We start from the raw sequence: 26,590 nt of genomic DNA, 5'->3' as shown, positions 1-26,590 counted from the left end.
TGTGCGGCCGGTAGCCAGAAAGGGCAGGACCGAAAGGGAGGATGTCGGTGGACGCGGCGCAGGCAGTACATGAAAAATTCCTCGCCGCGCTCGCGGGTGGCCGCTTGCCGGACCGCGCCGATGCCCCCGATCCTGGCGCGATCGGGCTGTCGCGCGCCGACGCCACCGATATTTTCCTGTCGCAGCTGACCAGCCGCCAGATGGACCGGCTGTCGCGCCACCTGCAGGCGCGCGGCGAGGGATTCTACACGATCGGATCGTCGGGGCATGAGGGCAATGCCGCGGTCGCAGCGGCGCTGCGCGTCACCGACATGGCGTTCCTCCATTACCGCTCGAACGCCTTCCAGCTCCACCGCGCGCGGCAGGTGCCGGGGCAGACCCCGACCTGGGACATGCTGCTGAGCTTCGCCGCGTCGAGCGAAGACCCGATTTCGGGCGGCCGCCACAAGGTGATCGGGTCGAAACCGCTCAATATCCCGCCGCAAACCTCGACGATCGCCTCGCACCTGCCCAAAGCCGTCGGCGCCGCCTTCTCGATCGGCATCGCACGCCGCCTCGGCATGACCGGGCTGCCGCTGCCCGACGATGCCGTCGTGTTGACCAGTTTCGGCGATGCCTCGGCGAACCATTCGACCGCGCAGGGCGCGTTCAACACCGCGGGCTGGGCGGCGTTCCAGGGCTCGCCGATGCCGCTGATCTTCCTGTGCGAGGACAATGGCATCGGCATTTCGACGCGCACCCCGACCGGCTGGATCGAGGCGCAGTTCCGCCACCGCGCCGGGCTGCATTATATCCAATGCGACGGCAGCGATCTCGTGTCGGCCTATGCGGGGGCGTGCGAGGCCGCCGATTATGCGCGCCGGTATCGCAAGCCGGTGTTCCTCCACATGGCGACGGTGCGGCTCTATGGTCACGCCGGGTCCGACGTGCAGGGCGCCTATCTGCCCAAATCGTTGATCGAGGCCGACGAAGCGCGCGACCCGCTGCTCGCGGGCGCGGCGCTGATGGCCGAGCAGGGTTGGATGACCCCCGCCGAGATCGCCGACGTCTATGAAGACATCGGCGCGACGCTCGCGCGGCAGGCCGAGGCCGCGATCCTGCGCCCCAAGATCACCACGCCCGCGCATGTGATGCAGAGCATCGTGCCGCCCAAGCGCGACCTTGCCCGCGCCAACACGCCCTCGGACGAGGACCGCACCACGATGTTCGGCAGCGATGCGGGCGCGATGGACAAGCCGCAGCATATGGCGCGGCTGCTCAGCTGGGCGCTTGCCGACCTGATGCTAGCCTATCCCGAAATTGCCGTGATGGGCGAGGATGTCGGGCCGAAGGGCGGGGTCTATAATGTCACCGCAAAGCTGCACCAGCGCTTCGGGTCGGCGCGCGTGATCAACACCTTGCTCGACGAACAGGCGATCCTCGGGCTCGCGATCGGCATGGCGCATAATGGTTTCGTGCCGATGCCCGAAATCCAGTTCCTCGCCTATGTCCATAATGCCGAGGACCAGATCCGCGGCGAGGCGGCGACCTTGAGCTTCTTCTCGAACGGCCAATATACCAATCCGATGGTGATCCGCATCGCGGGGCTGGGGTATCAGAAGGGTTTCGGCGGCCATTTCCACAACGACAACAGCCTCGCGATCTTCCGCGACATTCCGGGCGTCATTCTCGCGGTGCCGTCGAACGGGCGCGACGCGGTGGCGATGCTCCGCGAATGCGTCCGGTTGGCGCGCGAGGAACAGCGCGTCGTCGTCTTTGTCGAACCGATCGCGCTCTACATGACCCGCGATCTTCACGAAGCGGGCGATGGCCTGTGGACGAGTGTCTATGAGGCGCCTGGCGAGGGTCTGCCGATCGCTTTCGGCGACGTGGGCGTTCACGGCGACGGCACCGAGCTTGCGATCGTCACCTATGGCAACGGATATTATCTTTCGCGCCAGGCCGAGAAACTGCTCGCCGCCGACGGCGTCAAGGCGCGCGTGATCGACCTGCGCTGGCTCGGCCCGGTTGACGAGGACAAGTTGGTGGCCGCGGTTGGCGATGCCAAGCACATCCTGATCGTCGACGAATGTCGCATCACCGGATCGCAGAGCGAGGCGCTGATGGCGACGTTTGTGGAGCGCACGCCGGGCAAGAAGCTGGCGCGGATTGCCGCCGACGACAGCTTTATTCCGCTGGGCAGGGCGGCGACGCTGACCCTGCCCAGCCGCGATTCGATCTACGCTGCTGCGAAGGAGCTGTTGGCATGAGTTTCCAGGCCGCCGTGCCCCTGCGAAGGCAGGGGCCCATCACCGGCGCTATCGGTTTCCTGCCCGCTTTGCCAAATGCGGCGAGGGAGGGTGATGGGCCCCTGCCTTCGCAGGGGCACGACGCTGTCCTGAGGGGGCGTTGGGCATGAGTACCCGCAAGACCGCCCTCGTCGTCGCCCCCGGCCGCGGCACCTATGGCAAGGGCGAACTCGGGAGCATCGCGCGGCTGCACGGGGCGCGCTTCGCGGATCTCATCGCCAATTTCGACGCCCAGCGCCGCGACCGCGGCCAGCCGACGGTCAGCGAACTCGACGGCGCCGAGCGCTTCAGCGTCGCGACTCATATGCGCGGCGACGTCGCGGCGCCGCTGATCTACACCGCGACCGCCCTCGACTTCCTGAGCATCGATCGCGAACAATATGACATCGCCGCGGTCGCGGGCAATTCGATGGGTTGGTACAGCGCGCTCGCTTTGGGCGGCGCGGTGTCGGTCGAGGACGGTTTCCGCATCAGCAACGCGATGGGCCTCAACAGCCAGACCCACGGCCCCGGCGGCCAGATCTTGCTGCAAGTCGTCGATGAGGACTGGCGCCCGGTTCCGGGCTTGCGCGATGCATTGTTGGTGCTGGTCGATGCTATCGCGGCACGCCCCGACCACGCGCTCGCGCTGTCGATCGACCTCGCCGGGATGCTCGTGTTTGCGGGCAATGAAGCGGGCCTCGCAGCGCTGCTCGCCGAGGCGCCGCCGACCCCGGGCCGCGATCCGCTGCGTCTCGCGGGCCACGGGCCGTTTCACACTCCGCTGATGTTCGGTAGTTCGGACAAGGCGAAGGCCGAATTGCCCGCTTCGCTGTTCGGTGCGCCCGCGATCCCGCTGGTCGATGGCCGCGGCCATGTCTGGCGCCGCTTCGCCAGCGACCCCGCTGCGGTCTGGGATTACACCTTCGGTCACCAGATCCTGGAGCCCTATGACTTCGCGCTGTCGGTGCGGGTCGCGGTCAGGGAATATGCCCCCGACGTGATCATTCTGCCCGGCCCCGGCGACACGCTGGGCGGCGCGATTGCGCAATCGCTAATCGGCATCACTTGGCAGGGGATCGCCAGCAAGGCTGATTTCGCCGCACGGCAGGCATCCGACCCGATCCTGCTGTCGATGGGCCGCGCCGAGCAGCGCGCGCTCGTGACCGGACGCGAATAGGGCCGGCAGGGGAAGGAACATTCCCCTGCCGACCCTGTCGGTCGCGCGCGATCAGGTGGGGTTGACCCCGCGCGGATGAACGGCAGCGCCCATGGGGACCAACTCAAGGGCGGTGCGCCGTTCATGATCCTTATAGGTCGAGCGCGCCGATATTGTCCGCGCGGCGGCGCGATCATGCACCGAAATGGACCCGATTGACGGGCGCGCTGCGCGCCTGTTCGGCGATGAACTGCCACCGCAGCAGCTCGGCGACATTGCCCGCCCCGGCGCGTCGCATGATATTGGCGCGGTGCACCTCGACCGTGCGCGGGCTCAAATCCAGCTGCCGCGCGATCGCCTTGTTGCCCAGCCCCGCCGCAATCGCATCCAAGATGCTGCGCTCGCGCGGGGTCAGTGCTGCCAGTCGCGCCTCAGCCTCGCGGTGCCGGTTCACTGCCGCTTGCCGCACGGACCACTCGTCCAGCGCAGCGTCGATGACGCGGCGCACATGCTGCGGATCGAGCGGCGCAGGCAGCAGATCGCGGGCGCCGCTGCGCAGGATCTCCCGCGATTCGGCGATGCTCAGCTGCGCGGCAGCAACAAAGGCCGCAATATCGGCGCGCCCCGCGATCCGGTCCAGCAACGCCGCGCCGCCGATCCGCCCCGGCTGGTGCCAGCGAAAGAGCAGGATCGCACCGCTGCTATCGCCTTCGCCCGCCAGCCAATCGTCGGCGCTGGCAAAGCAACGAACAACGCGGCGACCGCCCGGCGCCAGCGCGCGAAAGCAGGCCGCGCGTTCGGTCGGGTCGGGCAGGATCAGATGGATATGGTCCGCAACATCGCTCACCCGATCTTGCTGCCCCCACCGCACGCGTGCGGCCAGAACCTACTGATCCGCGGCGGCGCCGTTCCGGAGCAATTGTCCGCTGCTTGCGGCGACCTGTGCGGTCAACCGGTGATCAGCTGAACCGCCGCCGGTCCATAGAGCGCGACGACAAAGATACAGGCCGTCACCGCGCCGACGAGCAGACTGCGCCGGTCCTTGATCGCAAAGGCAACCGGGTCGCCCTCCACTTCGCCGCGCCGCGCCATGATCCAGATCCGATTGAGCCAATAGAGGAGCGGCAGGCACAGCAACCACAGCATTTCGGGCAGCGCATAATGGGCGGCGGTCGCCGGATCATGCGCAAAAAGCGCGAGCACCAGGATCGCGACCATCCCCGCGGAAATGCCCGACATCATCACGACATCCAGATCGCCGCCGACATAGCCCCGTCCGCTCAGCAGCCGCCCCGGCTCGATCGCGTCGCGCATTTCGACATAGCGCTTCAGATACGCAAGGCTCAGGAACAGAAAGACCGAAAACAGCAGCAACCAGAAGCTCAAGGGAACGCCAATCGCGATTGCGCCGATCCAGATGCGGATCGTGTAAAGCGAGGCAAGGACAATCGCATCGCCGACCATCACGGCCTTCAGCCGGAACGAATAAGCGGTGGTGATCGCCATATAGGCCACAAACCAGAGCATGAGTTCGGGCCCGCCGAGCCACCACCCCCCGGCCAGCCCGATCGCTGCCAGCAGCAGCGATAGCCCCAGCGCGGCGGGAATGGTCAGGTCGCCATGCGCCAGCGGGCGTTTACATTTGGTGCGATGCGCGCGGTCGGCGTCGAGATCGAGCAGGTCGTTGAGCAGATAGATCGACGAGGCGATCAGCGACATGAATACCGCGGCTGCTACCGCCGTCAGCAGCACCGTGGGTTTGGTGAATTCGCCCGACGTAAAAGCGGGAACGATCACTAGCGCGTTCTTCGCCCATTGGTGCGGCCGCATCGCCTTGATGATCGCCCGGGCAGGAGATGGCCGCGCGTCGCCGAGCGGCTGGACCGACGATCGCGCCGGGATATGGCCGACCGACCAGCCATGGCGCGCTTCGTTCCACAGGCAGGTGTCGGCGCGGCTGTCGCCGACATAGTCGAACGGCGCATCGGGGCCGATGCGCGCGCGGATGGCGGCAAGTTTCGCCTGACCTTTGAGGTTGGAACGACCGCGCGTCGCGATGACCGGATCCGGGAGCTTCAGATGATCGGCAATGCGGCGGATATGGCGCCAGTGGCTGGCGCTCGCCAGGATGACCGGACGGCGATCGGCCTTTGCCTGTTCCATCAGGTGGAGCACTTCCAGCCGGTACGGCAGTCGCGCTGCGTCGATGCGATCGCGCCGCGCCGCCATCGTTTTGGCGACGGCGCGTCCGGCGACCAGCCAGGTCAGGACCGCGATCAACGCGGCGACGCCCGATCGCGCAATCCGCACAAAGCTTTCGAGCGAAAGATCGGCGCGGGTCAGCGTCCCATCGACGTCGACGAACAGCGGTACGGGCTTGTCGGCTATGACAGGCGGATCAGGCAGCATCGGGCAAGCCCTTTCGCGCCGCGAGTCGTTCGATCCACGCCGCGACCGGTACAGCGGCCAAAACAATCAACAGCGGGATCGCCGGATCGCGGTAACGGACGATGATATAGGCGGCGGCGTGGACCAGCCAGAACCCCGCAATCATCGCCGCAAAGATCCATTTGCCGTCCCGCGCGGCCCGCCGCGCACCGAAGGCGAGCAGCGCGAGCAACAGGATCAAGCCATATTGCACGACCTCGACCAGCCGGATCGCAGCGAGCGCCTTTGAAGCAGCCATATCCTCGGCGTCGGGAAGATTGGGCGCCCAGAAATAGGCCAGTTTGAGCGCCGCCAGCTTGGCCGCCTGACCGGGGTTTGCCCTGATCCAGTCAATCGCCGCGGCTTGCAGGCGATCTGCGTTGTCAACCTCGCCTAGCCTTACGCGCGTCGTGTTCCAGTCCTGACCCAGCGGCGTGTCGGCGATGCTGACGAACTTGCCCGTCGCGGCGGGGTTATTGCCGAGATACAGGTTGAAGGCGGCGTTGGTGGTCAGCACCGGGCGCCCGACCATCTGGTTGGTCGCATACAGCCAGGGGGCCAGCAGCACCGCCGCCCCGGCGATGAAGCAGAGCCCCGCAGCAAAGGCCGGTCTAAAACTGCCGCGCGCGCGCCAGAGGATCAGCAGCGCGGCCGCCACGCCCAGGCAGAGCAGCAGCGCCGATCCGCCCGTGACCAATGCCGCGCCCCATAATAGACCCGCGACCGTCGCAGCCGCGATCGGGCGCTGGTCGCGCGCTATCGCAATTGCGCTGAGGGCAATCCCGAGCAGCAAGGGCGTGGTCAGATTTTCCTTCGCCAGCATCGTCGCATTCCACAGCCCGGGCAACCAAAGCGCATAGGGGGCGGCGGCAAGCAGCCCCGCGTCGCGGTGGGCGGACAGCGCCAGGCCGAGCCGGTAGATGAGCCAGATGCTCGCGATGCACAGGAGCAGGTTGACCGCGATGGCCGTACCCACCGAACTTCCCAGGATCATGAAGAATGGCGTCAGCAGCAGCGGATACCCCGCGCTGTAGAAAGCGTGCTGCCCGTAATGGTCCGCAAGCTCGCCGCGTTCCGCCAATCCCTCGGCCATGGTGAAATAGGCGAGCGCGTCGCTTTCGAGCGGATGTTGCAATGCCCATGCGCCGGCCAGTCGGAGCGCGATGGCCAGAACCATGATGGCAACGAGCAGGGCCGTGCAAGTTCGCGGCGAAAGCGTCGATGGCAAGCGTTCAAGAATGGGTGCGCGCGCGGTCATCGGTTGATTTCGGAGCGCCGCGGCACGGATTACGCGGAGCGCGCAACCAGCACACAGCCGGCGGCGATCATCAGGGTTCCGGCAATGCGCGCGGCGCTCAGGCTTTCGTCGAGCCAGTAGGCACCGGCGAGCATCGTCAATATGAAACCGATGCCGACGAAGGGATACGCCAGCGACAGCGGCGCACGGCCAAGCACGAACAGCCAAAGTAGCGCCCCGACGCCATAAAGGCCGAGGCCGAGCAAAATCATCGGCGATTGGGCCAAGCCGCCAATCTCGCCGCCGATCCCCGTCGATCGTCCGCCAGCCGCCGCCGTGGTCCCGACCTTGAGCGCCAGCTGCGCCAGCGCCGACAGGCTGACGCTGGCCAGAATGAGAAGAAACAGACGCAATGTCATCGACGATCTTTCGGTCTATCCGCGGTCTGCCACTAGGCGCGGCGCTTCAAGATAAGGTTAATTCTGGCAGGAATGTCGAGCGAAATCCTTGTGCGTCCGCGGTTGGACGGGGTGTTGCCGCTGGCCCCATGGGGCGATCTGAAATGTACCAGTACGCGGAACACCATTGCCCAACCAAATGGCGCCGCCAACGAAGTACAATGCCTATGCGCCCAGCCCATGCCAGTCTCGCCCTATGTTTCGCCGCGCTGTCTGCCACGCCCGTCGGCGCCGACAGCCCGCCCCGTTACAGCGAGGAGGATATCCTCAACGGCACGACCATCGCGATCGCGTCACAGGATCTGTGCGGGTTCCGCGTCGATGAAAAAGCGATCCGCGCGCTCCTTGCGGCCAAGCTTCCCGATTTGAGTCCCGATCTTATCGCGCTGCAACTGCGCGGCTACGCCCGCGTCCTGCCGCGCCTCGATGAAGAACAGCGCAAGCGCCACTGCACTGAAACGCGCGCCTTGGCCCAGGCTGCGGGATGGCTGCGCTGACATAGCGGCTGCGGGCCGCCTGGGGCGATACCGTATCCGCAGACGAACCGTCTTTCGCGTCTCGCCTGCCTTCGGAAACGCGGGATATGCGGCGATCCCATGACAAATGCGCTTTGCCGGTGTGGGAGAAGGCACGGGCCATGGTCCCGTCTGACATTGGCCTAGACCAAAGGCACCATATGTTGTATACCAATCCAATACCAATCTTGGATGGGCAGCATCGCAATGCAATATGTCATAGGATTGATGTCGGGAACCTCGCGCGATGGGGTTGATGCGGCGCTGATCAAAACGGACGGCCTCAATTCCGTCGAACCGGTTGCCTTTCAATTTGAACCCTATCCCGACGATCTGAAAGACCGCATTGCCGAAGCGTGCGACCTGGCAATGGCGAGTACACAGCGGGTACCCCACCAGTCGATAGACGAATGTGAAATGCTGTTGGACCGGCGCCATCTGGCGGCCGCCGAAATGTTGCTGCGCAAGGCCGGTGTATCGGCGAACGACGTCGCGGCAATCGGACTCCACGGCCATACGATCGCGCATCGCGCCGATCTGGGCTGGACCTGGCAGATCGGCAAGCCCGATTTTTTGGCGAACCGGCTGAACATAGCGGTGATGTCGAACATGCGCCATTTCGATGTCATGTTCGGCGGTCAGGGGGCGCCGCTCATTCCCGTCTTTCACCGTGCGCTGTTTTCGGATGCCTCGCAGCCCGTGGCGGTGCTGAATCTTGGCGGCGTCGCAAACCTCACCTTCATCGGCACCGACGGCGAGCTGATCGCATTTGATTGCGGAATGGCGAACGCGTTGATCGACGACTGGATGGGCCGAAAAACCAATTATCCGTTCGACGCAGGCGGTGAATTGGCAGCGCGTGGCACGATCGACGAAAAGGCATTGCAGGCGATGCTGGATCATCCGTTCTTTTCTGCACCAGCGCCAAAGTCATTGGACCGTAAAGATTTTGGGCTCAATATGGTGGAACGCCTCTCGGCACCGGACGGCGCTGCCACCTTAACGGCATTTTCTGCCAAGGCCGCCGCCTTGGGCTTGCGGCAATTTCCTGTTCGCCCGCAACGCTTGATTGTCTGCGGTGGAGGACGCAAGAATGATACGATGCTCAAGATGATAGAGAGATATTCCGGGATTCCGACGGTCCTTACGGACGATCTGGGCTGGGACGGCGACGCTGTCGAAGCGCAGGGATTTGCCTATCTGGCGTATCGCTGTCTCCACGGCTTGCCGATCACATATCCCGGTACCACCGGCGTGGCAGAGCCGATGTCGGGGGGCGTTTTGACACAGCCCGACCGGGTCGCTGCGGGAAAAATCCCGGCATGACGCTGTTTCTCGGAATCGATGCTGGCGGCACCTCGAGCAAATCCAGGCTGACCGATGAGGATGGCAATATCCTGGGTTCGGGTCATGCGGGACCGGCCAATACCCGCATTGGCCTGGATGCTCTCCACGCCACATTGCTCGATGTTTCGATGCAGGCGATCCGGGCCGCCGGCCTGAGTGCCGAAGATGCCGGCAAGATCCGCTGCGGCATGGGAATCGCAGGGATCACCCGCATGGGCATGAAGCAAAAGATTCAGGGGCTGACCTTTCCATTTGCAAACGTCCAGCTCACCAGCGACGCGATGATTGCCAATCTGGGCGCCCATATGGGCGACGACGGTGCAATCCTGATTATCGGCACCGGCAGCGTCGGCCTGGTCAAACGCGGCGAAGACAGTTTCAGCATCGGCGGCTACGGCTTTCCGATATCCGACGAAGGCAGCGGCGCGGCGCTTGGCCTGAGTGCCATCCGCCATGCGCTGCGCGCGCTCGATGGGCGGACCAGGCCTTCACCGTTAAGCCAGGCTGTGACCAAGCAATTCGACCACGCAATTCCCCGGGTGATAGCGTGGATGGACGACGCAGCGCCGGGCGATTACGCAAGCTTTGCGCCGCTGGTTATGGATTATGCGGACCTTGGCGACGAGATCGCCTTGTCGATTGTCCGCGACGCAGCGCTGCACGTCGAACGATTTATTGAAACCATCCTATCGCGCGGAGCACCGCGATGCGTGCTGATGGGCGGGCTGGCCGAGCGAATGAAGCCGTGGTTGCGCGTCCGGATTGTGGCGCAATTGCAGGATGCTTTGGGGGATGCGCTCGACGGCGCCCTGATCCTGGCAGGCCGCCCTATTGGGTCCGGAGCATCTCGCCTGTGATGACATAACCGCCGGTCAACCAGTCGATAATCTCGCGGGCGGCAGGGGTATCGAAGGCCGCATATTTGCGGCAGAATTCCGTAACCTCATCGGCGATCCCCAATCGACCGCGATCCTCAAACGCGTTGAGGTCGCACTGAAGCATGAGCGCGAATTCGGCGCCACAGATCCGGGTCGCTGCGTCCAGGAATTCGGAGGCGTAGCGGTAGGCGTCGCCTTTGGCATAGCATGACGGCAAGGTCAGTGCCGGGATGCAGCTCAGGATTGGCTGCGACGCAGGGTTGATGGCATGATGCGCCAGATATGGCTCCATGGCAGCCGGGCGCCCGGTGAATGACCGCAAATGCAGGTGGTTCGACATGCGTGGTCCGTCATTGACGGGGTAATTGTCCCAAAGCGACGGCTTGCGGCCAAGGCGGTCGGCGACGCTCGCCAAGTGGCCGATGCTGAATTCGCGCGAGCATATTTCTTCGCCAGTCCAGTAAACCGAAATTGCAGGGTCGAGCAGCTTGCCGAGCTTTTCCAGATAAGATTCGGGGCGTTGCCCGAACACGCGGTCCAGCAGCGGGTCATCCGAATAATAGCTCGGACACATGAAAAAACGCGACGCTTTGCTGGACCCGATGGCACAATCGACGATTTCGGCCTGTCGCTCCGCCAGATCAACAAAATCGCCGCGCATGTCATCGAACAGAATGACCAGATCGTCGATACCGATCGTGTCGAGATGAGCGATCTTGGCTTTCAATTCTTCGCGCGCGCTACGGTCAAAATCGAGATGCGCGCCATAAGGCGTCAGCCCGATGCCCGACCGCATCTGGCGGGCTGCACAATGGCGCGCGAATTGCCGCAGATTCTGCGTTTCCGCGTCATCATGCAATTGGCGCCAGTCGCGGCGCAATATGCCGTCGATCTTGGGCGCATAATGGAAGAACGCATAGCCAGCCGGTGCCAGCCGGTCGATGACGTCGCCACGCTCGTCCCAGCTCCAGGCCCGGCCAAAATAGCCCTCGATGACGCCCAGTTCCGGCATCATGCCATGTCGCCTGCAATCCAGACATTCTGCATGTTCAGCGAGTCGTCCAGATGGACCAGGTCGGCCCGATAGCCTTCCGATATCCGGCCATAAGCGTTCCCAATGCCGATGAATTCGGCAGGCGTCGCACTCGCCATTTGCGAAGCCGAACTTAGATCGACCTGCATCAACGCCACGCAGTTTTTCAATGCGCTGGTCATATCAAGATCCGAACCCGCGAGCGTACCTTCATCCGATCGCAGCATTCCTTCACGCGCCGTCACCGCGGTTCCTCCGACCGTGAAGGACGTGATGTCCGAACCAACCGTTGGCATGGCGTCGGTGACAAGCATCAGTTCCTTGCTGCCTTTTGCGCGATATGCGGCGCGCAGCGATGCCGGATGGACATGATGTCCGTCCGCAATGATGCCGCAGATCAGACCGCCGTCCATGCTCGCCCCCACGACACCCGGCGCCCGGCTCTCCATCTGCGTCATGGCGTTGAACAAATGCGTGACGCCCGAAAGCCCCTCTCCGATCGCCTGCTGCATGTCGTCATAATTCGCCAATGTATGCCCAGCGGCGACGACAACCCCTTTTGCCACCAGTGCGGCGATGGCGCCTTCTGGGGCGAGCTCGGGCGCCAGTGTGACCAGGGTTTTGCCATGTTTCAGCGACGACAAAAGCGCGACGGTGTCGGCATCCAGGGACCGGAATTTCTTGGCGTCGTGAATGCCATGTTTGCCGGGATTGAGAAACGGCCCTTCGATATGAATTCCGACGATCCCCGGAACGCCCGCCTGAATGGCATCATCGACCGCCCCGATGGCTTTGGCAATGACGTCAAGATCGTCGCTGATCAAAGTGGGCAGCATCGCGGTAGTACCGAATTTTCGGTGTGCCTCGGCGATCGAAATTATGCCGTCCACGCTTGGCTCGTCGTTGAACAGGACGCCACCGCCGCCATTCACCTGCGTATCGACAAAGCCGGGCAGGAGAACGCCGCCATCAAGCATCTGTACCGGCATATTGTCCGGCAACGCCTTTGCGAGCAGCAACCTCTTGATGCGGCCATTGCTCATGACAAGCGCGTACTCGTCATACCATGTTTCGCCCGCAAATATGCGGGCGCCCACCAATGCCGTCTCGGTCATATCGTCTCGGTCACCTTTTGCAGCAGCGGCGGACGATCCGGATCATAGCCTCGCTGCACCGATATGGCATTCACCATTGCGTAAAAGCTCTGGACCATCGCGATCGGGGCGGTGACACTATCGACCTCCTCGGGAAGCCCGAGCGATACAGCGCCGTCAAATTGGCGACCCGCAACCGCTATTCGGGCGTCGCGACCAAGAAACTGTTCCACAATAGTCTCCAATCCCGCCGCAGCCTTGTCCAGCGGCGGAAATATCAGCAGCGGAAAGCCGGACTTTACGAGTGCCATCGGGCCGTGCACGACCTCGGCCATACTGAATGCTTCCGCGTGGATCCCGCTGGTTTCCTTGAATTTGAGCGCAGCCTCCTGCGCGATGCCGAGCGTCAGGCCGCGGCCGAGGACGAACATGCTTTCGGCATCCCGAAGCATTTCGGCCCCCGCACCCCAGTCATCGGCCCAAGCCGCATTCAACAGCCGGGGAAGCGTCTTTACGACTTCCTGCGTCTCGGCCGACCGGGTCCATTCACCGACAAGGTGCGCCAATGCGCAGAGGGTCGCGATATAGCTTTTGGTCGCGGCGACGCTTTTCTCTGGCCCCGCATGTAAAGGCACGACAATTTCGGCAAGGTCGGCCAACGGCGAGTCCATATCGTTCACCAATGCGATAACCAGCGCCCCGGCTTTTCGCGCCGCCTCTGCTGACAACAGGAGGTCAGGACTTTTGCCCGATTGCGAGATGAGGATGAACGGCTGATCTTTCATATGGAGCAGCGGCGCGCCATAAATGGAACTGATTGACGGCGCCTGCGACACGACGGGAACCCGAAGCCGGGTTTCGATCAGATATTTGGCATAAGTCGCCGCATGATCCGAACTGCCGCGCGCGCATGTGAAGATGATCTGCGGGTCGAGCGCGCGCAGCCTTTGACCAAGGTCACGTATCAGCGCGGCGTTCGACGCATATTGCCGGGCGGCAACTTCGCTGGCTTGCGACGCTTCGCGGTACATCGCTGTTTGGCTTGGCTCTCTCATATAATACCTATATAATACCAATTTACGGATGGATGCAAGGCTGCTATCAGGGTCGGGGAGACGATATGGACAGGCTTGTAAACGCACTTGCTGACCGGTTTGGTGCGCGCCTTATCACCGCACCTTCGGCGCGGGCGCAATATGCCCAGAGCGAAGGTCATCACGCGCATCGAACGCCGTCGCTGGTTGCGCAGCCGGAGACGGTCGAAGATGTACAGCTGCTGGTGAAAACAGCCGCCAAAGAAAACTGGTCGATCGTCGCCTTTGGCGCAGGAACGTCGCTGGAGGGCAACGCGGCGATAACCCACGCCGACAGTCTTTGCGTGGATTTCAGCCGCATGGCACGCATCCTCGACGTCAGCGCCGCCGATCTTTTGTGCGTCGTCGAACCCGGCGTGACCCGCGAGCAGCTGAACGAAGACATCCGCGCCACCGGGCTGTTTTTCCCCGTCGATCCCGGTGCCAATGCCTCGCTCGGCGGCATGATTTCGACGCGTGCTTCGGGGACGACCACCGTCCGCTACGGCAGCATGCGCGACAATATCATGGCGCTGAAAGTGGTGACAGCCGATGGTCGTGTCGTTTCGACGGGAACGCGCGCGCGCAAGTCCGCCTCGGGGTATGACCTCACCCATCTGTTTACCGGGGCGGAAGGGACGCTTGGCCTGATTGTCGAGGCAAGCTTGCGGCTGCATGGCCAGCCAGACAAAATTCTCGCTGCCACATGGGACTTCGGCACGGTGGAGGGTGCGGTTGATACGGTCATCGCAACCATTCAGTCGGGCGTGCCGATCGCGCGGATGGAATTGCTGGACGAGGCGGCCATCCGCGCCTGCAACCGGCAAAGCGCTTTGGGGCTGCCGGAAAAACCGATGCTGTTCCTGGAATTTCACGGATCGGAGGCCAGTGTGGCCGACCAATTGTCCCTCGTTCGGCTTTTCGGCGAGGGGAATGGCGGCGGCCAGCTTCAGTTTGCGACCGCGACCGAAGATCGCAATGCGCTCTGGAAGGCGCGCCACCAGGCGCTGTGGGCTGCCAAAAATATGGTGCCCGGGGCGGTCGCCTGGATCACCGATATATGCGTGCCGATCAGCCAGCTGAGCGATGCAATCACCCGCGCCAAAACCGCCATCGAAGCGTCGGGCCTCTTTGCACCGATCCTTGGCCATGTCGGCGACGGCAATTTCCACATCTTCTTCATATTGCAGGCTGACGATCGGGCCAGCTGGGACAAAGCCCGCATCATCAATGAAGCCATGATCGACCACGCACTCTCGGTGGGCGGCACATGCACAGGGGAACATGGTATCGGGCTGGGCAAACGACAGGCGATGCAGCGCGAACATGGTACCGAAAGCGTTGCGACAATGCGGCGGATCAAGGATGCCTTGGACCCGTCAGGCCTGTTCAACCCCGGCAAGATATTTCTGGATTAGGGGTTCTGACCCTAAACCTTGAGCACCCACCCGCGCCGCCGGAGCCACGGAAGAATGGCGCAGGAAATCGCCGCGGCCAGAATGGCGTAGAGCAGAGATGTGATCGGCGTCGGCAATCCGGCGCGGGCAAGACCCTGATATGTCACCGCCCATATCGTCGCGCCGCTCGGCAGCTCGCGGACGATGATCGCGATCAGCACCATATGAATGATATAGAGCGTAAGCGCGGCCTGGCCCAGACTTGCCGTCCACTGGGCGATCCTGTTCCCGCCAATGGAGGACCATATCGCTTTAAGGCATGCCCAGAACAGAATTCCGATGCCGCAGGTAACGAGCGCGAAACTGGCGGTCCAAAGATTTTTGTTCAGTGGCAACACAGGCGTCAGCGCCAGCCCTGCGGCCAGCAGGAGCAAACCCGCCAGCGCAAGGCGCGTGTTGGAAACGACATGGCGCTTGATCCAGCGCATCACCGCAACGCCGATCAAGCCATTGGCCGCCGCACTCAGCGTCGACAACACGCCTTCGGGATCCCAGCTTTGCCTTAACACCCGGCCCGGGATGAGATTTTGATCGAGCCACCCGCTGATCCCCTTGCCCGGTTCCATGCTGGGCGGCGCTCCTGCTGGTGTTCCGGCCGTCAGCAGCATCCATGAGTGAAATAAGAGCAGCAACCCGGCGATGAGCAGGGGCAGCACGGCGCTGCGCCTGATGACAATGACTGCGGCGCAGATCAGATAGACGATCGCGATACGTTGCAATACGCCCGTCCACCGGATCAGTTCAGGATCGAGTGTCGGTCTGATGAGCCAGCTCAACAGGACGCCGATAAGGAAGAGCAGAAACGCGCGACGTCCAATCGCCGTCCAGCTGAAAACATGGCCCGGCTTGTCGAGTGCCAACGGCGCCGACAGCCCGACGATCAACAGGAATATCGGAAATACCAGGTCGGCAAATGTCAGGCCGTTCCATTCGGCGTGCCGGAGCGTCGCAAATGCGGCCGCCCCATCTCCCTGTATGTTCACCAATATCATCAAGAGCACGTCGATGCCGCGAAAGCTGTCGAGCGATGGATCGCGATCGGGTACAGCCTTGCTCACAAGACCACAAAAGGCCCGCGCAGTTCGCTCACGAATTCATAGCGTTCGCCGCGATAAGCCGACCGGGTGAGTTCGACCGGCCGTCCGTCTGCCCGGCGAGTAAGCCGTTCGATCCGCAGGATTTCACTATTCTCCGGGATGGACAACAGGCTGGCTTCGGTTGACCCCGCCAGCGCCGCGCGGATCTTCTGCTGGCCGGTCACGGGCCGGTTGCCGCGCTGGTCGAGCGCCTGGTAAAGCGAATTTCCCAAATGCGTGATGTCGGGCAGCATGTCGGCCGGCACGACCGCATTCTCGATCGCCAACGGCTCGCCGCCGGCCATGCGAACGCGGCTGAGCCGCGCGACATCGGCGCCTTTTGGCAACTCCAGGATCCGGGTTTCCTCTTCGGTCGCCGAACCGATCGCTTTCATGATCCAGATCGTGTCCGTCGCTTCGCCGCGCGCCTCGGCGTCTTCGCTGAAACTGCTGAGAAACGAGCCTGGTGCCTGAATGCGCGGCGTCACATAGGTTCCCGACCCTTGGCGTCTCGACAGCAAGCCTTCTTCGATCAGCAGTTCGGTCGCCTTGCGCACGGTAACCCGCGACGCGCCCATGATCTTGCAAAGATCACGCTCGGATGGAAGCGCCTCGCCTGCGCTGATCGCGCCATCCTCTATCTGCTGCCGCAAGCGATGGGCGAGCTTGATGTAGATCGGCGAATTGCTGTGCTCGCTGCTATGGGCCGAAGCCGATTTCACGGTGCGTTTCCGTTCATGGCCTTGATCGCATCGCGCAATATGCCGCCATGGTCGCGCAGCAGTGCTGCTGCTTCCGACGGGTCTTTCCCGAGGGCGATCAGCACCGCCGTCTTGATGTCATTTCCGGCAAGATGCACGGCCTCAATGGCCACAGCCTCGCTGCAATGGCTTAAAGCTCTGACGATCCCAAAGGCCCGGTTCAGCAGCTTGTCATTGGAAATGACCATATCCACCATCAGCCCGCGATACACGCGGCCAAGCCGCAGCATGATCGCGGTGGAGAGAAGGTTGAGGATGGCTTTTTGCGCGGTTCCGGCCTTCATCCGCGTCGACCCGGCAATGGTTTCACTGCCCGTTGCGGCCAATAAGCCATGGTGCGCCGCGTGAAGCAGTGCGGTTTCCGCGTTATTGGCGATGGCAATCGTTAGTGCGCCGGCTTCCTCTGCTGCGGTCAGCGCCGCGATGGTAAAGGGCGTGCGACCACTGGCCGCCACGCCAATGACAACATCATCCGCGTTGACGCCGGATTCGCTGATCCTTGATATGGCATCGTCCGCGTCGTCTTCGGCGCCTTCGGCGCTATGGACCAGCGCGTCGATGCCGCCTGCCATCAGATATACCAAACGCTCGGCTGGCCATCCAAAGGTCGGCCCCAGCTCGACCCCATCCTGAACCGCAACCCGTCCCGACGTTCCGGCGCCGACATAGACAAGCCGACCGCCTTTCTGAAGCCGCGCCGCGGCCGCCTCTGCGGCGGCGGCGATGTGCGGGGTCTGGCTCTTTAACGAAGCGATGGCAGCCATCTGGCCTTCGAGCATGGCTTCAACGGCTTCTATGGTCGGCCAGCTGTCGATGTCGGCAAATCGCGGGTTGAGGCTTTCGGTATTAGGCATTTGCAATACTCGGTGTAACGGATTTCGATTGAGAGCCCATCAGGCACACGACCGTCGCAACGGCCGTCCCGACGCACAGCTGCCAGGGGAATGCGATCGTTTTCATTGCGGCGGGCAGGCCCAGCATATCGACGACATATCCCTGAAAGGCGACAATGGTAAGAAAGCCTGCGATCAGCGCCCCGATGACAGAGGCCGACGATCCACGCTTTGTGAACAGTGCCGTAAAATAGACACCGAGCAATCCGGAATAAGCGAAAGCCATGACCCCCAGCACGAATTCCAGCAGCGGCAGACTGCTGTAACGTTGCCAATAGTAGCACAGGATCGACATGATGAAGAGCGCCAGCCCCAGCAACACGGTGGTCACACGTCCCGCCAGAATGAAGTGCTTTTCACTGGCAGCGCCGCGCCGTTCTTTCCACGGCCGATAGAAATCGTTGATCAGCACGGCCGCCATTGAGATCAGGCCGGAGTTGATGGCCGCCGCCGCGATGACGCCCACCGTCACCAGCCCCCGGAGACCCGGCGGGATTTCGCTGAGTATGAAATGCATGAACACCGTGATTTTTTCGCCCTGAAACGTCTGGACGACGTCTTGGCCGCTGGATCCCATCAGATCGGGACGCTCGTAAAATATGTGCAGCAGCGAGCCGATGACCAGAAACAGCAGGATCACCGGGATGGAAGCCCAGACCGACGCATAGAGCGCGCGGCTCCCATGTTTGGCATTGTCGCAGGCGAGCAGGCGCTGCGTGGTGTCCTGATCGAGACCCGAATTGCCGATGTTCAGCAGAACGAGTCCGGTCACAGCCGCAAATATCGAAAAAGGCGCCGTCAGGTTGAAGGACCAGTCGATGACCTGTGTCTTGTCGCCCAACGGCGACATGGTCAGGCTGTCCAGTATTTCGGGCAGGGGAACCGGTATTTTGACCAGCAGAAAGACCAGCACCATGACGGCTGCCCCGACATAGAGCACCACCTGCACCAAATCGCTCCATATCACGGAATTCAGTCCGCCCATGAACGTGAAGGCAAGGCCGAACATCAGCAGCGTGAACGACGCAATCACGATATGCTGTGGTTCGACATCAAGAAACATGATCATCGAGACAGCTATGGCCGCCAGATACAGCCGCGCACCGCTCGCGAAGATACGGCCGACCAGATACATGGCCCCAGCCGCGCGGCGCGCGGTCACATCGAAACGCTGTTCGAGCAATTCATAAACGGTTGTGGCGCCGATCGCATAAAATCGGGGAATGAGCACTTGGGCAACGAACCAGGCGGCGAGCAACGCGCCGATCGTGCTGGTGAGATAGGTATAGTTTCCCCGAAAGCTGTTGTCGGGTACCCCCAGAAATGTCGCTGCCGATTGGACCGTCGACAGTACCGACACCGCCACCAGCCAGGTTGGCGCGTGATGGCTGGCAAGGAAATAATCGTCGGCATTCTGCATATTGCGCCGGGTCGAAAAATAGCCGGCAGCCGCAAGGATGCCAACATAACCAGCCAATATGCCCCAATCCAGCGCCGTGAACTGCAGTGGCGTCATTCGCCAAATCTCCCCATTCTCGGCAGAGTAAATGCCAGCCAGGCGAATGTCATGATGAATGAAGGTTTCGGCGGCGGATCAGCGGAGGAGCGAACCGATCATTCGCTCCTCCGCGAACCGCTTATCTGCGGATGGTCAGTGAAAATCCGAAAGTCCTGCCAAGCACGTCATAGGTATCGGGGAATGTATTGAATGCGCCCGGATTGACCGCAATTGGTGGCTTCTTGGCAAAGATATTATCGACACCGAAAGTCAGCGAAAGCCCTTCGATGGGGGGGCGAAGCGCGATGTTCAAATCGAAATAATCGAACGCATCGATTTTGCCTACGCTGCCCGCCGTGCTGTCTTTGACCGATCCGATCCGCTTCCATCCGAATTGCACGGTCAGCGGCTCGCTGTCCCAGGTAAAGGTGGCGCGGTGACGGTAATCGGGCACCACCAGTGTGACGAGATCGGAGGAGCAGGGCGCGCCATAACGGGCCTTGCAATCGACCGGCGTGAGCACCGCGTTACGCTGGATCGTATAGTCGGTGACGAAGCTGCCCTGATAGCCCAGGCTCCAATTGTCGCCCGGCAGGCCGAACGGGACATCGAACGCATATTTGAAATCGACATCGATACCTTCCTGCTTGATCGAGGCGAGGTTCCTGTCATCGACGAAAGCGTCCTTGATGAAACCGGTCACCGGATCGCGCGTGACCGCGGCGCACAACGGGTTGTCGGCGCGCGGGTCGGTGACATAGCAACTGGTGATCGCGTCGATCGGCTGGATCTGGCCGACGGCATCCCGGATATTGATCTTGTACCAATCGACCGAGAGGTTGAGACCCGGGATGAAACGCGGTGTGAATATCCCTCCGACAGTGTAGGTTTTGCCGCGTTCCGCCGCGATATTCGCATTGCCGCCAAAGAAGTACCCGCCCGTCAGATTGGCCGGATTGTTCGAGTCATACGCCGCGCGATATCCTTGCGCGGTACATTGGGTGACCGTCGCGGCATTCGTCGCGCCGACGCACGGATCACCCGCATAACGCGGGAACAACCGGGCAACGGTACGCAGATTTGCGAAGGGGATCGAAAACACCGGGTTGGCAAACTCGCCGATATTGGCATCGCGAATGACGGTCTGGCGCGTTGCCCGCAAGCGCAGATCGTCGCTCACCGTCCAGTTGATGCCCAACTTGTTGGTATCATAGCTGCGGTCAGGCCCCACGGACTTTGCGTACCAGGATTTCCGATAGGCACCTTCGACATTCAATTGCTGGATCAGTGGAACGTTGGACAGCAACGGTACGACCAACTCGCCGAACAGTTCGTTGACCTTGACGAACGGCGGGATCGGTGGCGCGGATTCAGCGCCCTGATTGAATGAAGTCCCAAGATCGGAACCATAGGCAAAGCGTCCGGTTTCCTTGCGAAACTCATAGCCGACCGTAAATCCGACCGGTCCCGCCCAACCGTTGAAAAAATCGCTCGTGTCGCCCGCAATATAAGCCGAAGCCACCTGTTGGGTGCGCTTGCGATCGCCAAAATCGAAATCCCGCAGCACGCTGGTGAAATCGCCGCCCGGGCCGAAAATATCGGTGGTGTTCACCAGGCCCGCGAAACTCGACCGCAGGCCATCTCCTTTGACTGTGATGGATTCCTTGGATCTGCCATATTGATAATAGGCATCCCAGCTGATGGCAGGCGTAATTTCGCCGCGGAAACCAATCTGGGCCTGGATATTGTCCCGCTCGTTCTCGGCAAAGGTCGGCCCAAGTTCGCCAAGCGAACGGCGGACATTGACGGTGGCAAAGCCGTTCACGAAGGTGAGTTGCGCCCGCGCCTGCGGATCGAGGAAGGGATTGGTTTCGGCAATCTGGACATTGATGCCCGCGGTGCCGGTCGTCGGAGGATTTTGCCCCGAGCGCGTGCCCCCTTGCGTTTCCACTTTGGAATACATGACCCGGCCGTAGGTTTCGACCCCGTCAATCAGCTCATATTTGAAGAACGCATTGGCGTTGAACCGGCGGAGCGGCTGCGCCAGCAGAAACAGCGGCGTATAGTCCGTGGATTGCGGTGTCAGCGTGAAGGCACCATTGGCATCGTACGAAAATGTACGCCCGCTTGCGACATCGGTGAAGTTGCCGCCGATCGGCAGGGTGGCGGCGCCATTGCGCGCAAAGCGGCGGTTGCCGGCAAGCAGCGCGTCACGATCGGTATATTCCAGATAGCCGACGATGCTGCCCCGATCCCCCAGCTTCATGCCGCCCATCAAATGGCCGCTTTTCTGCGACCCGCCACCGGCAACGGCGCGGTAGTTGATGTTCGCTTGCAGCCCATCGAAATCGTCGTTGATAATAAAATTGACCACGCCTGCGACCGCATCGGCGCCGTACACCGCGGCTGCGCCACCGGTCAGAACATCAACGCGCTTCAGAAGCGGGGCAGGTATGGAATTGACATCGACGGCGTTGCGAAAGCTGAACGGCAATGCCCGCGTCCCGTTGATTAGAACCAGCGTTCGGTTCTGCCCAAGATTGCGCAAGTCCAGGGTCTGCGCACCAAAGGCGTCGCTGCCGACCGATGTCGAGTTCACACCCCCGGCAAGTTGCGGAATCTTGACCGAAATATCTTCGATGGTGACGGCGCGCTGCAGCTGGATCTGCTCGCCCTCAAGCGTGCTGATCGGACTGGTGGACGAAAGGCCCGCGCTCCTGATCCTTGAGCCGGTAACGATAATCGCGCCGTCATCCTCTGCCGCGACGGACGCATCCTGCGCCAGAGCACTGGCCGGTGTGGTCACCGCCATCAGCCCAAGGACCGCAGAGCTGCCATATAATAATTTCGAAGTTTTCCCTCTCATGCCCAAACCCCTTCCGACTGACGCCCTCTGTCAATTTCACCGCGCGTAACACAATGGTAAGACATATGCAATACCACTTTAATACCAATGTTGATCTGCAACGCCCGCTTTGTGCCCTCGAAGGCCGTTGAAAACTCGATTTTTCGCCGCGACGTGCCTGTCCGCCCGCGGCCAAATTGCCTCAAACCTCGTCTTGAGCCGCCTTGGCACGGCGGCGGCCATTCGATGTCCGTTGTGTGGGCATGACCGGTCTCCACCGAATGATCCGGGCGTATCGAATTGCGCGTGGATATCGCTCTCCGAATCGCCCTGGACGTCGCCGTTCGGGTGGCGGTGATTTCGATGTCGAAATTGGGCCGCTCAGCTTGGCTAGAAACATATGTGGGGGGTGCCATCGGGAGGAAATGGCCGCTTCGGCTTTCCCGTCCGCGCGCTGAGCCGCAGACCTTTGCCGATGGTGACCCCTACGGGACTCGAACCCGTGTTTTCGCCGTGAAAGGGCGACGTCCTAGACCGCTAGACGAAGGGGCCGTCGTTCGGTGAAGCGGCGCATTAGACTCGCATATCCATACGGTCAAGCGCGCTGGCGCCCCCCGTGCGCAAAAAACTTGCGCGGGGCGGTTTCAATCGGCCCAAGCCGCGTCCTCCAGGTGGAGTTCCGCCGCGGGGCGGCTGCCCCAATCGTCGCGTTTGGCGCGCCCCGCCAGCCATAATTTCCGCCCGCCACGCGCGTGGAGCAAGGTCTGGCCGAGCTCGGTTTCGGCGCTGCGGAACGCCACCGCCTTGAACCGTCCGCCGTCGTCGCCCGATACGATCAGCCGGACATGGTCGGTGCCGACGATCCCCGCTTCGACGATCCGCACCGGCCCGGTCGCGACGCGCGGCGCGGGCCAGCCGGCGCCATAAGGCCCGGCACTCTCGATCGCCTCGCACCAGAGCGGCGAAATCCCGCGCGGCGCGAGCACCGCGTCGATCAGCAGCGCCTTGTCGCCGCTCGCGCGTTCGACGTCGGCGGCGAGGCGGTCGTTGAGGAAGGCACCGAGCGCATCGACCTTGTCGGCTTCGACGGTCAAACCCGCCGCCATCGCATGGCCGCCGCCCGCCACGAGCAGTCCGCTTTCCTTGGCGGCGAGGATCGCCGCGCCCAAGTCGACGCCGCTGATCGAGCGGCCCGATCCCTTGCCGACGCCCGACTCATCGACCGCGATGACGATCGCGGGGCGGTGCAGCCGTTCCTTGAGCCGCCCGGCGACGATGCCGATCACCCCGGGGTGCCAGCCCTGCCCGGCGACGATCGCGACCGGCGCGTTACCGCATGCGGTGCTGGCGGTCATCGCTTCGTCGAGCACCACCGCCTCGATCGCGCGGCGTTCTTCGTTGAGCCGGTTGAGCTCTTGCGAAATATCCGCCGCTTCCTGCGGGTCCGAGGTCGTCAGCAAGCGTACGCCAAGGTCCGATTTGCCGACGCGCCCGCCCGCGTTGATCCGCGGCCCCAACGCAAAGCCCATGTCGCTCGCGGTCGGCGGCTTGGTCAGCCGCGCCGCGTCCATCAGCGCCGCGAGCCCGGTGTTGCCGCGCCGCGCCATCACCTTCAGCCCCTGCGTCACCAGCGCGCGGTTGAACCCCGTCAGCCGCGCGACGTCGGCGACGGTGCCGAGCGCGACGAGGTCGAGCAGGTCGATCAGCGCCGGTTCGTCGCGGCCCACGAAAAAGCCGCGCGCGCGCAGGGTGCGGAGCAGCGCAGCACCGAGCAGGAAGGCGACCCCGACCGCCGCCAGATTGCCGTGGATCGCGGCATCGGGCGCCTCGTCGAGCCGGTTGGGGTTCACCAGCGCCAGCGCCGCGGGCAGGGTGGTTGCGCATTGGTGATGATCGACGACGATCACCTCAACCCCCGCGGCATTGGCTTCGGCGATGGCTTCAAACGCCTGCGCGCCGCAATCGACGGTGACGACCAGCTTCGATCCCGCCTCGCCGATCTTGACCAGCGCGGCGCCCGAGGGGCCATAACCCTCCATCAGCCGGTCGGGGATGTAAGCGCCGGCGGGCAGCCCGAGCCCGCGCAGCAGCCGGACGAGCAAAGCCGCCGAGGTCGCGCCGTCGACGTCATAATCGCCAAAGATCGTGACCGCCTCTTGCCGTTCGACCGCATCGGCGAGGCGGGCGGCGGCGGCGTCCATGTCGCGGAACAGCGACGGGTCGGGCATGAAGCCGCGCAGGGTCGGGGTGCGCTGGCGGTCGAGGTCGTCGCGGGTTACGCCGCGCGCCAGCAACAGCTGGGTGACCAGATCGTCGGGGGCGAGATTTTCGGCTGCCATATCGGCGCTGGCGCGCCGCCAGTGCCAAGGCTGGCCGAGGATCGAGCGGGTGATTCCGAGAGCGGCGTCGCTCATCGGCGCAGCCCCGCGGCGAGGATCCGGTGGCGCAGTTCCTGGGCGGTCGCCAGCGGGATCGCGGGCACCTCATGCGTCGCCAGCGCGCTGCCGCCGGGCACCCCAAACACCAGCGTCGCCAGGCCCAGCGGGCGCAGGACAAAGTCGGTCTTTAGATCGACGCTCTGCACCGATGCGTGCGGCAACAGCGTCAGCCGCGGTTTCCACCAGCCGCGGCGGATCGCGATCTGGTCGCCCATGTCGGTCCAGCGATGGAAGCGCGCGCCGAACAGCGATGCGGCGCCGATCAACACGCCGATGACCGGCCCGAACCAGCCGAGCGCCTGTCCGAAGCTGACCGCGACCAGTCCGCCGGTGGTCGCCCCCAGTGCGCCGATCAGCCCGCCGAGCGCGATGACATTGTGGCTCTGCTGCCAGCGAACGCCGTCGTCGGGCCGCGCGATCGCCACCTCGGCCAGCACCGGATCGATCGCATCCAGCCGCGCGAACGGCACGACCTGATGGTCGCGCTCCTTCTCGCCGTCGCTCGCCAGGCTTTGCAGGCGCAGCTCGTGCCAGCCGAACAGGCGGCGGAACCAGCCGGTCAGCAGGATCGCCGCCTGTACGCGCTTTACCGGCACCGCGACGTCGGTACGCGTCGTCAGCCCACGGGTGCGGCGCAGCGTCCGCGGTTCGCGGGTCAGGCGAAAATCCCAATTGGCGAAAAACATCGTCGCAATCCCGCTCGCGAAGCCGATGAAGAGCAGCGAGACGCCCGCACCGACCCCCGCGATCCAGCGGTGCGCGATGACCCACTGGTCGAGCCCATATTGGCCCGCGAGGTCGATCCAGTCGCGCGGGTTGAAGACGTTGAAATCGAACGGCAGCAGATCGTCGAAAAACTGCATGCCCGCGCCGACGACGGCCAGCGCGGCGAGCGAGAAGTTGAACAGGCCCGCGACGAGCAACTGGCGCGGCGTCATCGCGAACAGCAGCCGGTCTTCGGCGACCGCTGCCGCTTCGGGTGCGTGGGCCGCGACGGGCGCCGCCACTTCCCCGCTGCGGTGCGCGCGGATCGTCGCGCGCAGCGCCTGCGCCGCGTCGAGTCCGATCGCGTCGAGGTCGCCGTCATTCTCCTTGCCGCCCGCGCCGGTTTCGAACCCGACCTTGGCGATCCCCAGCGCGCGCGACACCAGCCCCTGTTCGATGCTGACGTCCTGGATGCGGTCGAACGGGATGGTGCGGTGCTGGCGTGAGAACACCCCGCTTTCGATCACGATCTCGTCGTCGCCGACCAGAAAACGAAACCGCAGCCAGTGGAACCATGCAGCGACGAGTGAGAACAGCAGGAAGGCGAGGATCGCCGGAACGATATAGACCCAGTTGCCGGTGAAGCCGAGCGCGGCGACCGCGGGCAGGAAGTTCAGGCTGCGCGGCCCCAGCTTGACGATCGCCAGCGCCAGCGTCGCGGGATGCAATCGCTGCCAGTTCGCGTCGTCGTCGATGGGCGGTGCGGCCGCAGCCGCGGCGGTGTCGCTCATGCGAAATCGGTCTGGATGTGCCGCCGGATCGTCTCGCGCATCGCGGCGGCCAGGTCGGCAGGCAGCCCGGGGAGGGTGACGGTGCTGTTGTGCGTGCCCGACGTGTGGACGATCAGATGCGACAGGGCGAACCAGCGTTCGACCGGCCCTTGTCCAACGTCGATATGCTGGACGCGCACGAATGGCACGATGGTGTCGGTGCGGAACAGCCAGCCGCGCGCGACACGCAGCTGTCCGTCGCCGATCTTGTAGCCCCAGCGCGACACCCGCCGCGACGGAAAGGTGATGATGACGGTAATTGCGATCAGCCAGGCGAGCGCGGTGATCAGTCCGTAGGGACCCTCGATATGGCGGATCAGCAGATAATCGAACACGCTCGCCCCGATCGCGAGCGGGATCAGGTTGAGCGCCGTCGCGACGCGCAGCACTTGGACATAAGCGGGATCGACCGGATCGAGCCCTACGGCGGCGTTGAGCGCCTCGGGGTCGAAGGGATCGGTCGCGTGGATGGCGAGGGTGTCGGTCATGCCACCACCTTTAGAACGTGATCGGTCGGGACTGAACCAATATCTAATCCCGTTCGTGTCGAGCGAAGTCGAGACACCGTGAAGGCAAGCAGGATCGATGGGTGTCTCGAC

General features: G+C 63.2%; 21 protein-coding genes and 1 tRNA gene. 6 read left to right on the top strand and 16 right to left on the bottom strand.

The window, feature by feature from the left end:
* Positions 1 to 47 precede the first annotated feature (47 nt).
* Entirely contained in the window at positions 48 to 2,249 is a 2,202-nt protein-coding gene (locus B4F07_RS12835) for a dehydrogenase E1 component subunit alpha/beta (RefSeq protein ID WP_414711758.1), read from the top strand.
* Positions 2,250 to 2,394: 145 nt separating this feature from the next.
* The gene (locus B4F07_RS12830; RefSeq protein ID WP_293700098.1) at positions 2,395 to 3,447 is read left to right on the top strand and encodes an ACP S-malonyltransferase; all 1,053 of its coding nucleotides are present in this window, start codon (positions 2,395 to 2,397) and stop codon (positions 3,445 to 3,447) included.
* Positions 3,448 to 3,619: 172 nt separating this feature from the next.
* Here the strand turns inward: B4F07_RS12830 and B4F07_RS12825 are convergent, their stop codons facing one another.
* From B4F07_RS12825 to B4F07_RS12810, 4 genes are all read right to left on the bottom strand, one after another.
* Positions 3,620 to 4,273, bottom strand: coding sequence for a response regulator transcription factor (locus B4F07_RS12825; RefSeq protein ID WP_293700100.1), 654 nt, complete (start codon positions 4,271 to 4,273; stop codon positions 3,620 to 3,622).
* A gap of 101 nt (positions 4,274 to 4,374) precedes the next feature.
* On the bottom strand, positions 4,375 to 5,835 hold the full coding sequence (locus tag B4F07_RS12820) for a UbiA family prenyltransferase (protein ID WP_293700101.1): 1,461 nt from the start codon (positions 5,833 to 5,835) through the stop codon (positions 4,375 to 4,377).
* Entirely contained in the window at positions 5,825 to 7,030 is a 1,206-nt protein-coding gene (locus B4F07_RS12815) for a hypothetical protein (RefSeq protein WP_293700102.1), read from the bottom strand. The genes B4F07_RS12820 and B4F07_RS12815 overlap by 11 nt, the downstream gene beginning before the upstream one ends.
* A gap of 110 nt (positions 7,031 to 7,140) precedes the next feature.
* Positions 7,141 to 7,509 carry a hypothetical protein gene (locus tag B4F07_RS12810; RefSeq protein WP_293700104.1) on the bottom strand — a complete coding sequence of 123 codons (369 nt, stop codon included), beginning with the start codon at positions 7,507 to 7,509 and terminating at the stop codon, positions 7,141 to 7,143.
* A gap of 200 nt (positions 7,510 to 7,709) precedes the next feature.
* Between B4F07_RS12810 and B4F07_RS12805 the strand changes: the two genes are divergently transcribed.
* From B4F07_RS12805 to B4F07_RS12795, 3 genes are all read left to right on the top strand, one after another.
* Positions 7,710 to 8,045, top strand: a complete 336-nt coding sequence (locus tag B4F07_RS12805) for a hypothetical protein (RefSeq protein WP_293700105.1) — start codon at positions 7,710 to 7,712, stop codon at positions 8,043 to 8,045.
* Between the two features lie 210 nt (positions 8,046 to 8,255).
* Positions 8,256 to 9,389 carry an anhydro-N-acetylmuramic acid kinase gene (locus B4F07_RS12800; RefSeq protein ID WP_293700106.1) on the top strand — a complete coding sequence of 378 codons (1,134 nt, stop codon included), beginning with the start codon at positions 8,256 to 8,258 and terminating at the stop codon, positions 9,387 to 9,389.
* On the top strand, positions 9,386 to 10,267 hold the full coding sequence (locus tag B4F07_RS12795) for a BadF/BadG/BcrA/BcrD ATPase family protein (protein WP_293700107.1): 882 nt from the start codon (positions 9,386 to 9,388) through the stop codon (positions 10,265 to 10,267). Before B4F07_RS12800 ends, B4F07_RS12795 begins: the two co-directional genes overlap by 4 nt.
* Here B4F07_RS12795 and B4F07_RS12790 read toward each other — a convergent pair.
* From B4F07_RS12790 to B4F07_RS12780, 3 genes are read right to left on the bottom strand one after another with little or no spacing between them, the layout of a single operon-like run.
* Positions 10,239 to 11,303: a beta-N-acetylglucosaminidase domain-containing protein gene (locus B4F07_RS12790; protein WP_293700109.1), complete on the bottom strand. Its 1,065-nt coding sequence runs from the start codon at positions 11,301 to 11,303 to the stop codon at positions 10,239 to 10,241. The two genes, B4F07_RS12795 and B4F07_RS12790, sit on opposite strands and share 29 nt — an antisense overlap.
* On the bottom strand, positions 11,300 to 12,436 hold the full coding sequence (gene nagA / locus B4F07_RS12785) for an N-acetylglucosamine-6-phosphate deacetylase (protein ID WP_293700110.1): 1,137 nt from the start codon (positions 12,434 to 12,436) through the stop codon (positions 11,300 to 11,302). The genes B4F07_RS12790 and nagA overlap by 4 nt, the downstream gene beginning before the upstream one ends.
* Positions 12,433 to 13,446, bottom strand: coding sequence for an SIS domain-containing protein (locus tag B4F07_RS12780; protein ID WP_293700112.1), 1,014 nt, complete (start codon positions 13,444 to 13,446; stop codon positions 12,433 to 12,435). Before B4F07_RS12780 ends, nagA begins: the two co-directional genes overlap by 4 nt.
* Positions 13,447 to 13,535: 89 nt before the next feature.
* On the opposite strand from B4F07_RS12780, the gene B4F07_RS12775 reads away from it, so the two are divergent.
* On the top strand, positions 13,536 to 14,906 hold the full coding sequence (locus B4F07_RS12775) for an FAD-binding oxidoreductase (protein ID WP_293700113.1): 1,371 nt from the start codon (positions 13,536 to 13,538) through the stop codon (positions 14,904 to 14,906).
* A gap of 11 nt (positions 14,907 to 14,917) precedes the next feature.
* Here the strand turns inward: B4F07_RS12775 and B4F07_RS12770 are convergent, their stop codons facing one another.
* The 9 genes from B4F07_RS12770 to B4F07_RS12730 all read right to left on the bottom strand — a co-directional run bounded on the left by B4F07_RS12770 (position 14,918) and on the right by B4F07_RS12730 (position 26,479).
* Positions 14,918 to 16,003: an acyltransferase family protein gene (locus B4F07_RS12770; protein ID WP_293700115.1), complete on the bottom strand. Its 1,086-nt coding sequence runs from the start codon at positions 16,001 to 16,003 to the stop codon at positions 14,918 to 14,920.
* Complete coding sequence (locus tag B4F07_RS12765; RefSeq protein WP_293700116.1) at positions 16,000 to 16,743, bottom strand: GntR family transcriptional regulator; 744 nt, start codon at positions 16,741 to 16,743, stop codon at positions 16,000 to 16,002. Before B4F07_RS12765 ends, B4F07_RS12770 begins: the two co-directional genes overlap by 4 nt.
* On the bottom strand, positions 16,740 to 17,636 hold the full coding sequence (locus B4F07_RS12760) for an N-acetylmuramic acid 6-phosphate etherase (protein ID WP_293700118.1): 897 nt from the start codon (positions 17,634 to 17,636) through the stop codon (positions 16,740 to 16,742). The genes B4F07_RS12765 and B4F07_RS12760 overlap by 4 nt, the downstream gene beginning before the upstream one ends.
* On the bottom strand, positions 17,629 to 19,191 hold the full coding sequence (locus B4F07_RS12755; RefSeq protein ID WP_293704834.1) for a sodium:solute symporter: 1,563 nt from the start codon (positions 19,189 to 19,191) through the stop codon (positions 17,629 to 17,631). Before B4F07_RS12755 ends, B4F07_RS12760 begins: the two co-directional genes overlap by 8 nt.
* 121 nt (positions 19,192 to 19,312) lie before the next feature.
* Positions 19,313 to 22,039, bottom strand: a complete 2,727-nt coding sequence (locus B4F07_RS12750; protein ID WP_293700122.1) for a TonB-dependent receptor plug domain-containing protein — start codon at positions 22,037 to 22,039, stop codon at positions 19,313 to 19,315.
* 455 nt (positions 22,040 to 22,494) lie between these two features.
* Positions 22,495 to 22,570, bottom strand: a tRNA-Glu gene (locus B4F07_RS12745).
* A 92-nt stretch (positions 22,571 to 22,662) separates the two neighbouring features.
* Positions 22,663 to 24,432 carry a single-stranded-DNA-specific exonuclease RecJ gene (gene recJ / locus B4F07_RS12740; protein WP_293700124.1) on the bottom strand — a complete coding sequence of 590 codons (1,770 nt, stop codon included), beginning with the start codon at positions 24,430 to 24,432 and terminating at the stop codon, positions 22,663 to 22,665.
* A complete protein-coding gene (locus B4F07_RS12735; protein ID WP_293700125.1) occupies positions 24,429 to 25,952 on the bottom strand; it encodes a PH domain-containing protein in 1,524 nt (507 codons plus the stop codon). The genes recJ and B4F07_RS12735 overlap by 4 nt, the downstream gene beginning before the upstream one ends.
* Entirely contained in the window at positions 25,949 to 26,479 is a 531-nt protein-coding gene (locus tag B4F07_RS12730; RefSeq protein WP_293700127.1) for a PH domain-containing protein, read from the bottom strand. The genes B4F07_RS12735 and B4F07_RS12730 overlap by 4 nt, the downstream gene beginning before the upstream one ends.
* Positions 26,480 to 26,590 lie beyond the last annotated feature (111 nt).

Origin of the sequence: Sphingopyxis sp. UBA6723, assembly GCF_002454115.1 — a bacterium.
GTDB lineage: Bacteria > Pseudomonadota > Alphaproteobacteria > Sphingomonadales > Sphingomonadaceae > Sphingopyxis.
The sequence above is the reverse complement of the archived record's forward strand: the minus strand, read 5'-3'. Positions and strand labels throughout refer to the sequence as shown.

What these genes read in the sequence shown, in the direction of transcription:
- B4F07_RS12830 (WP_293700098.1), top strand. Translation starts at nt 2,395, where the DNA reads ATGAGTACCCGCAAGACCGCCCTCGTCGTCGCCCCCGGCCGCGGCACC.
- B4F07_RS12820 (WP_293700101.1), bottom strand. Translation starts at nt 5,835, where the DNA reads ATGCTGCCTGATCCGCCTGTCATAGCCGACAAGCCCGTACCGCTGTTC.
- B4F07_RS12815 (WP_293700102.1), bottom strand. Translation starts at nt 7,030, where the DNA reads ATGGTTCTGGCCATCGCGCTCCGACTGGCCGGCGCATGGGCATTGCAA.
- B4F07_RS12810 (WP_293700104.1), bottom strand. Translation starts at nt 7,509, where the DNA reads ATGACATTGCGTCTGTTTCTTCTCATTCTGGCCAGCGTCAGCCTGTCG.
- B4F07_RS12805 (WP_293700105.1), top strand. Translation starts at nt 7,710, where the DNA reads ATGCCTATGCGCCCAGCCCATGCCAGTCTCGCCCTATGTTTCGCCGCG.
- B4F07_RS12800 (WP_293700106.1), top strand. Translation starts at nt 8,256, where the DNA reads ATGGGCAGCATCGCAATGCAATATGTCATAGGATTGATGTCGGGAACC.
- B4F07_RS12795 (WP_293700107.1), top strand. Translation starts at nt 9,386, where the DNA reads ATGACGCTGTTTCTCGGAATCGATGCTGGCGGCACCTCGAGCAAATCC.
- B4F07_RS12790 (WP_293700109.1), bottom strand. Translation starts at nt 11,303, where the DNA reads ATGATGCCGGAACTGGGCGTCATCGAGGGCTATTTTGGCCGGGCCTGG.
- nagA (WP_293700110.1), bottom strand. Translation starts at nt 12,436, where the DNA reads ATGACCGAGACGGCATTGGTGGGCGCCCGCATATTTGCGGGCGAAACA.
- B4F07_RS12780 (WP_293700112.1), bottom strand. Translation starts at nt 13,446, where the DNA reads ATGTACCGCGAAGCGTCGCAAGCCAGCGAAGTTGCCGCCCGGCAATAT.
- B4F07_RS12775 (WP_293700113.1), top strand. Translation starts at nt 13,536, where the DNA reads ATGGACAGGCTTGTAAACGCACTTGCTGACCGGTTTGGTGCGCGCCTT.
- B4F07_RS12760 (WP_293700118.1), bottom strand. Translation starts at nt 17,636, where the DNA reads ATGCCTAATACCGAAAGCCTCAACCCGCGATTTGCCGACATCGACAGC.
- B4F07_RS12755 (WP_293704834.1), bottom strand. Translation starts at nt 19,191, where the DNA reads ATGACGCCACTGCAGTTCACGGCGCTGGATTGGGGCATATTGGCTGGT.
- B4F07_RS12750 (WP_293700122.1), bottom strand. Translation starts at nt 22,039, where the DNA reads ATGAGAGGGAAAACTTCGAAATTATTATATGGCAGCTCTGCGGTCCTT.
- recJ (WP_293700124.1), bottom strand. Translation starts at nt 24,432, where the DNA reads ATGAGCGACGCCGCTCTCGGAATCACCCGCTCGATCCTCGGCCAGCCT.
- B4F07_RS12735 (WP_293700125.1), bottom strand. Translation starts at nt 25,952, where the DNA reads ATGAGCGACACCGCCGCGGCTGCGGCCGCACCGCCCATCGACGACGAC.
- B4F07_RS12730 (WP_293700127.1), bottom strand. Translation starts at nt 26,479, where the DNA reads ATGACCGACACCCTCGCCATCCACGCGACCGATCCCTTCGACCCCGAG.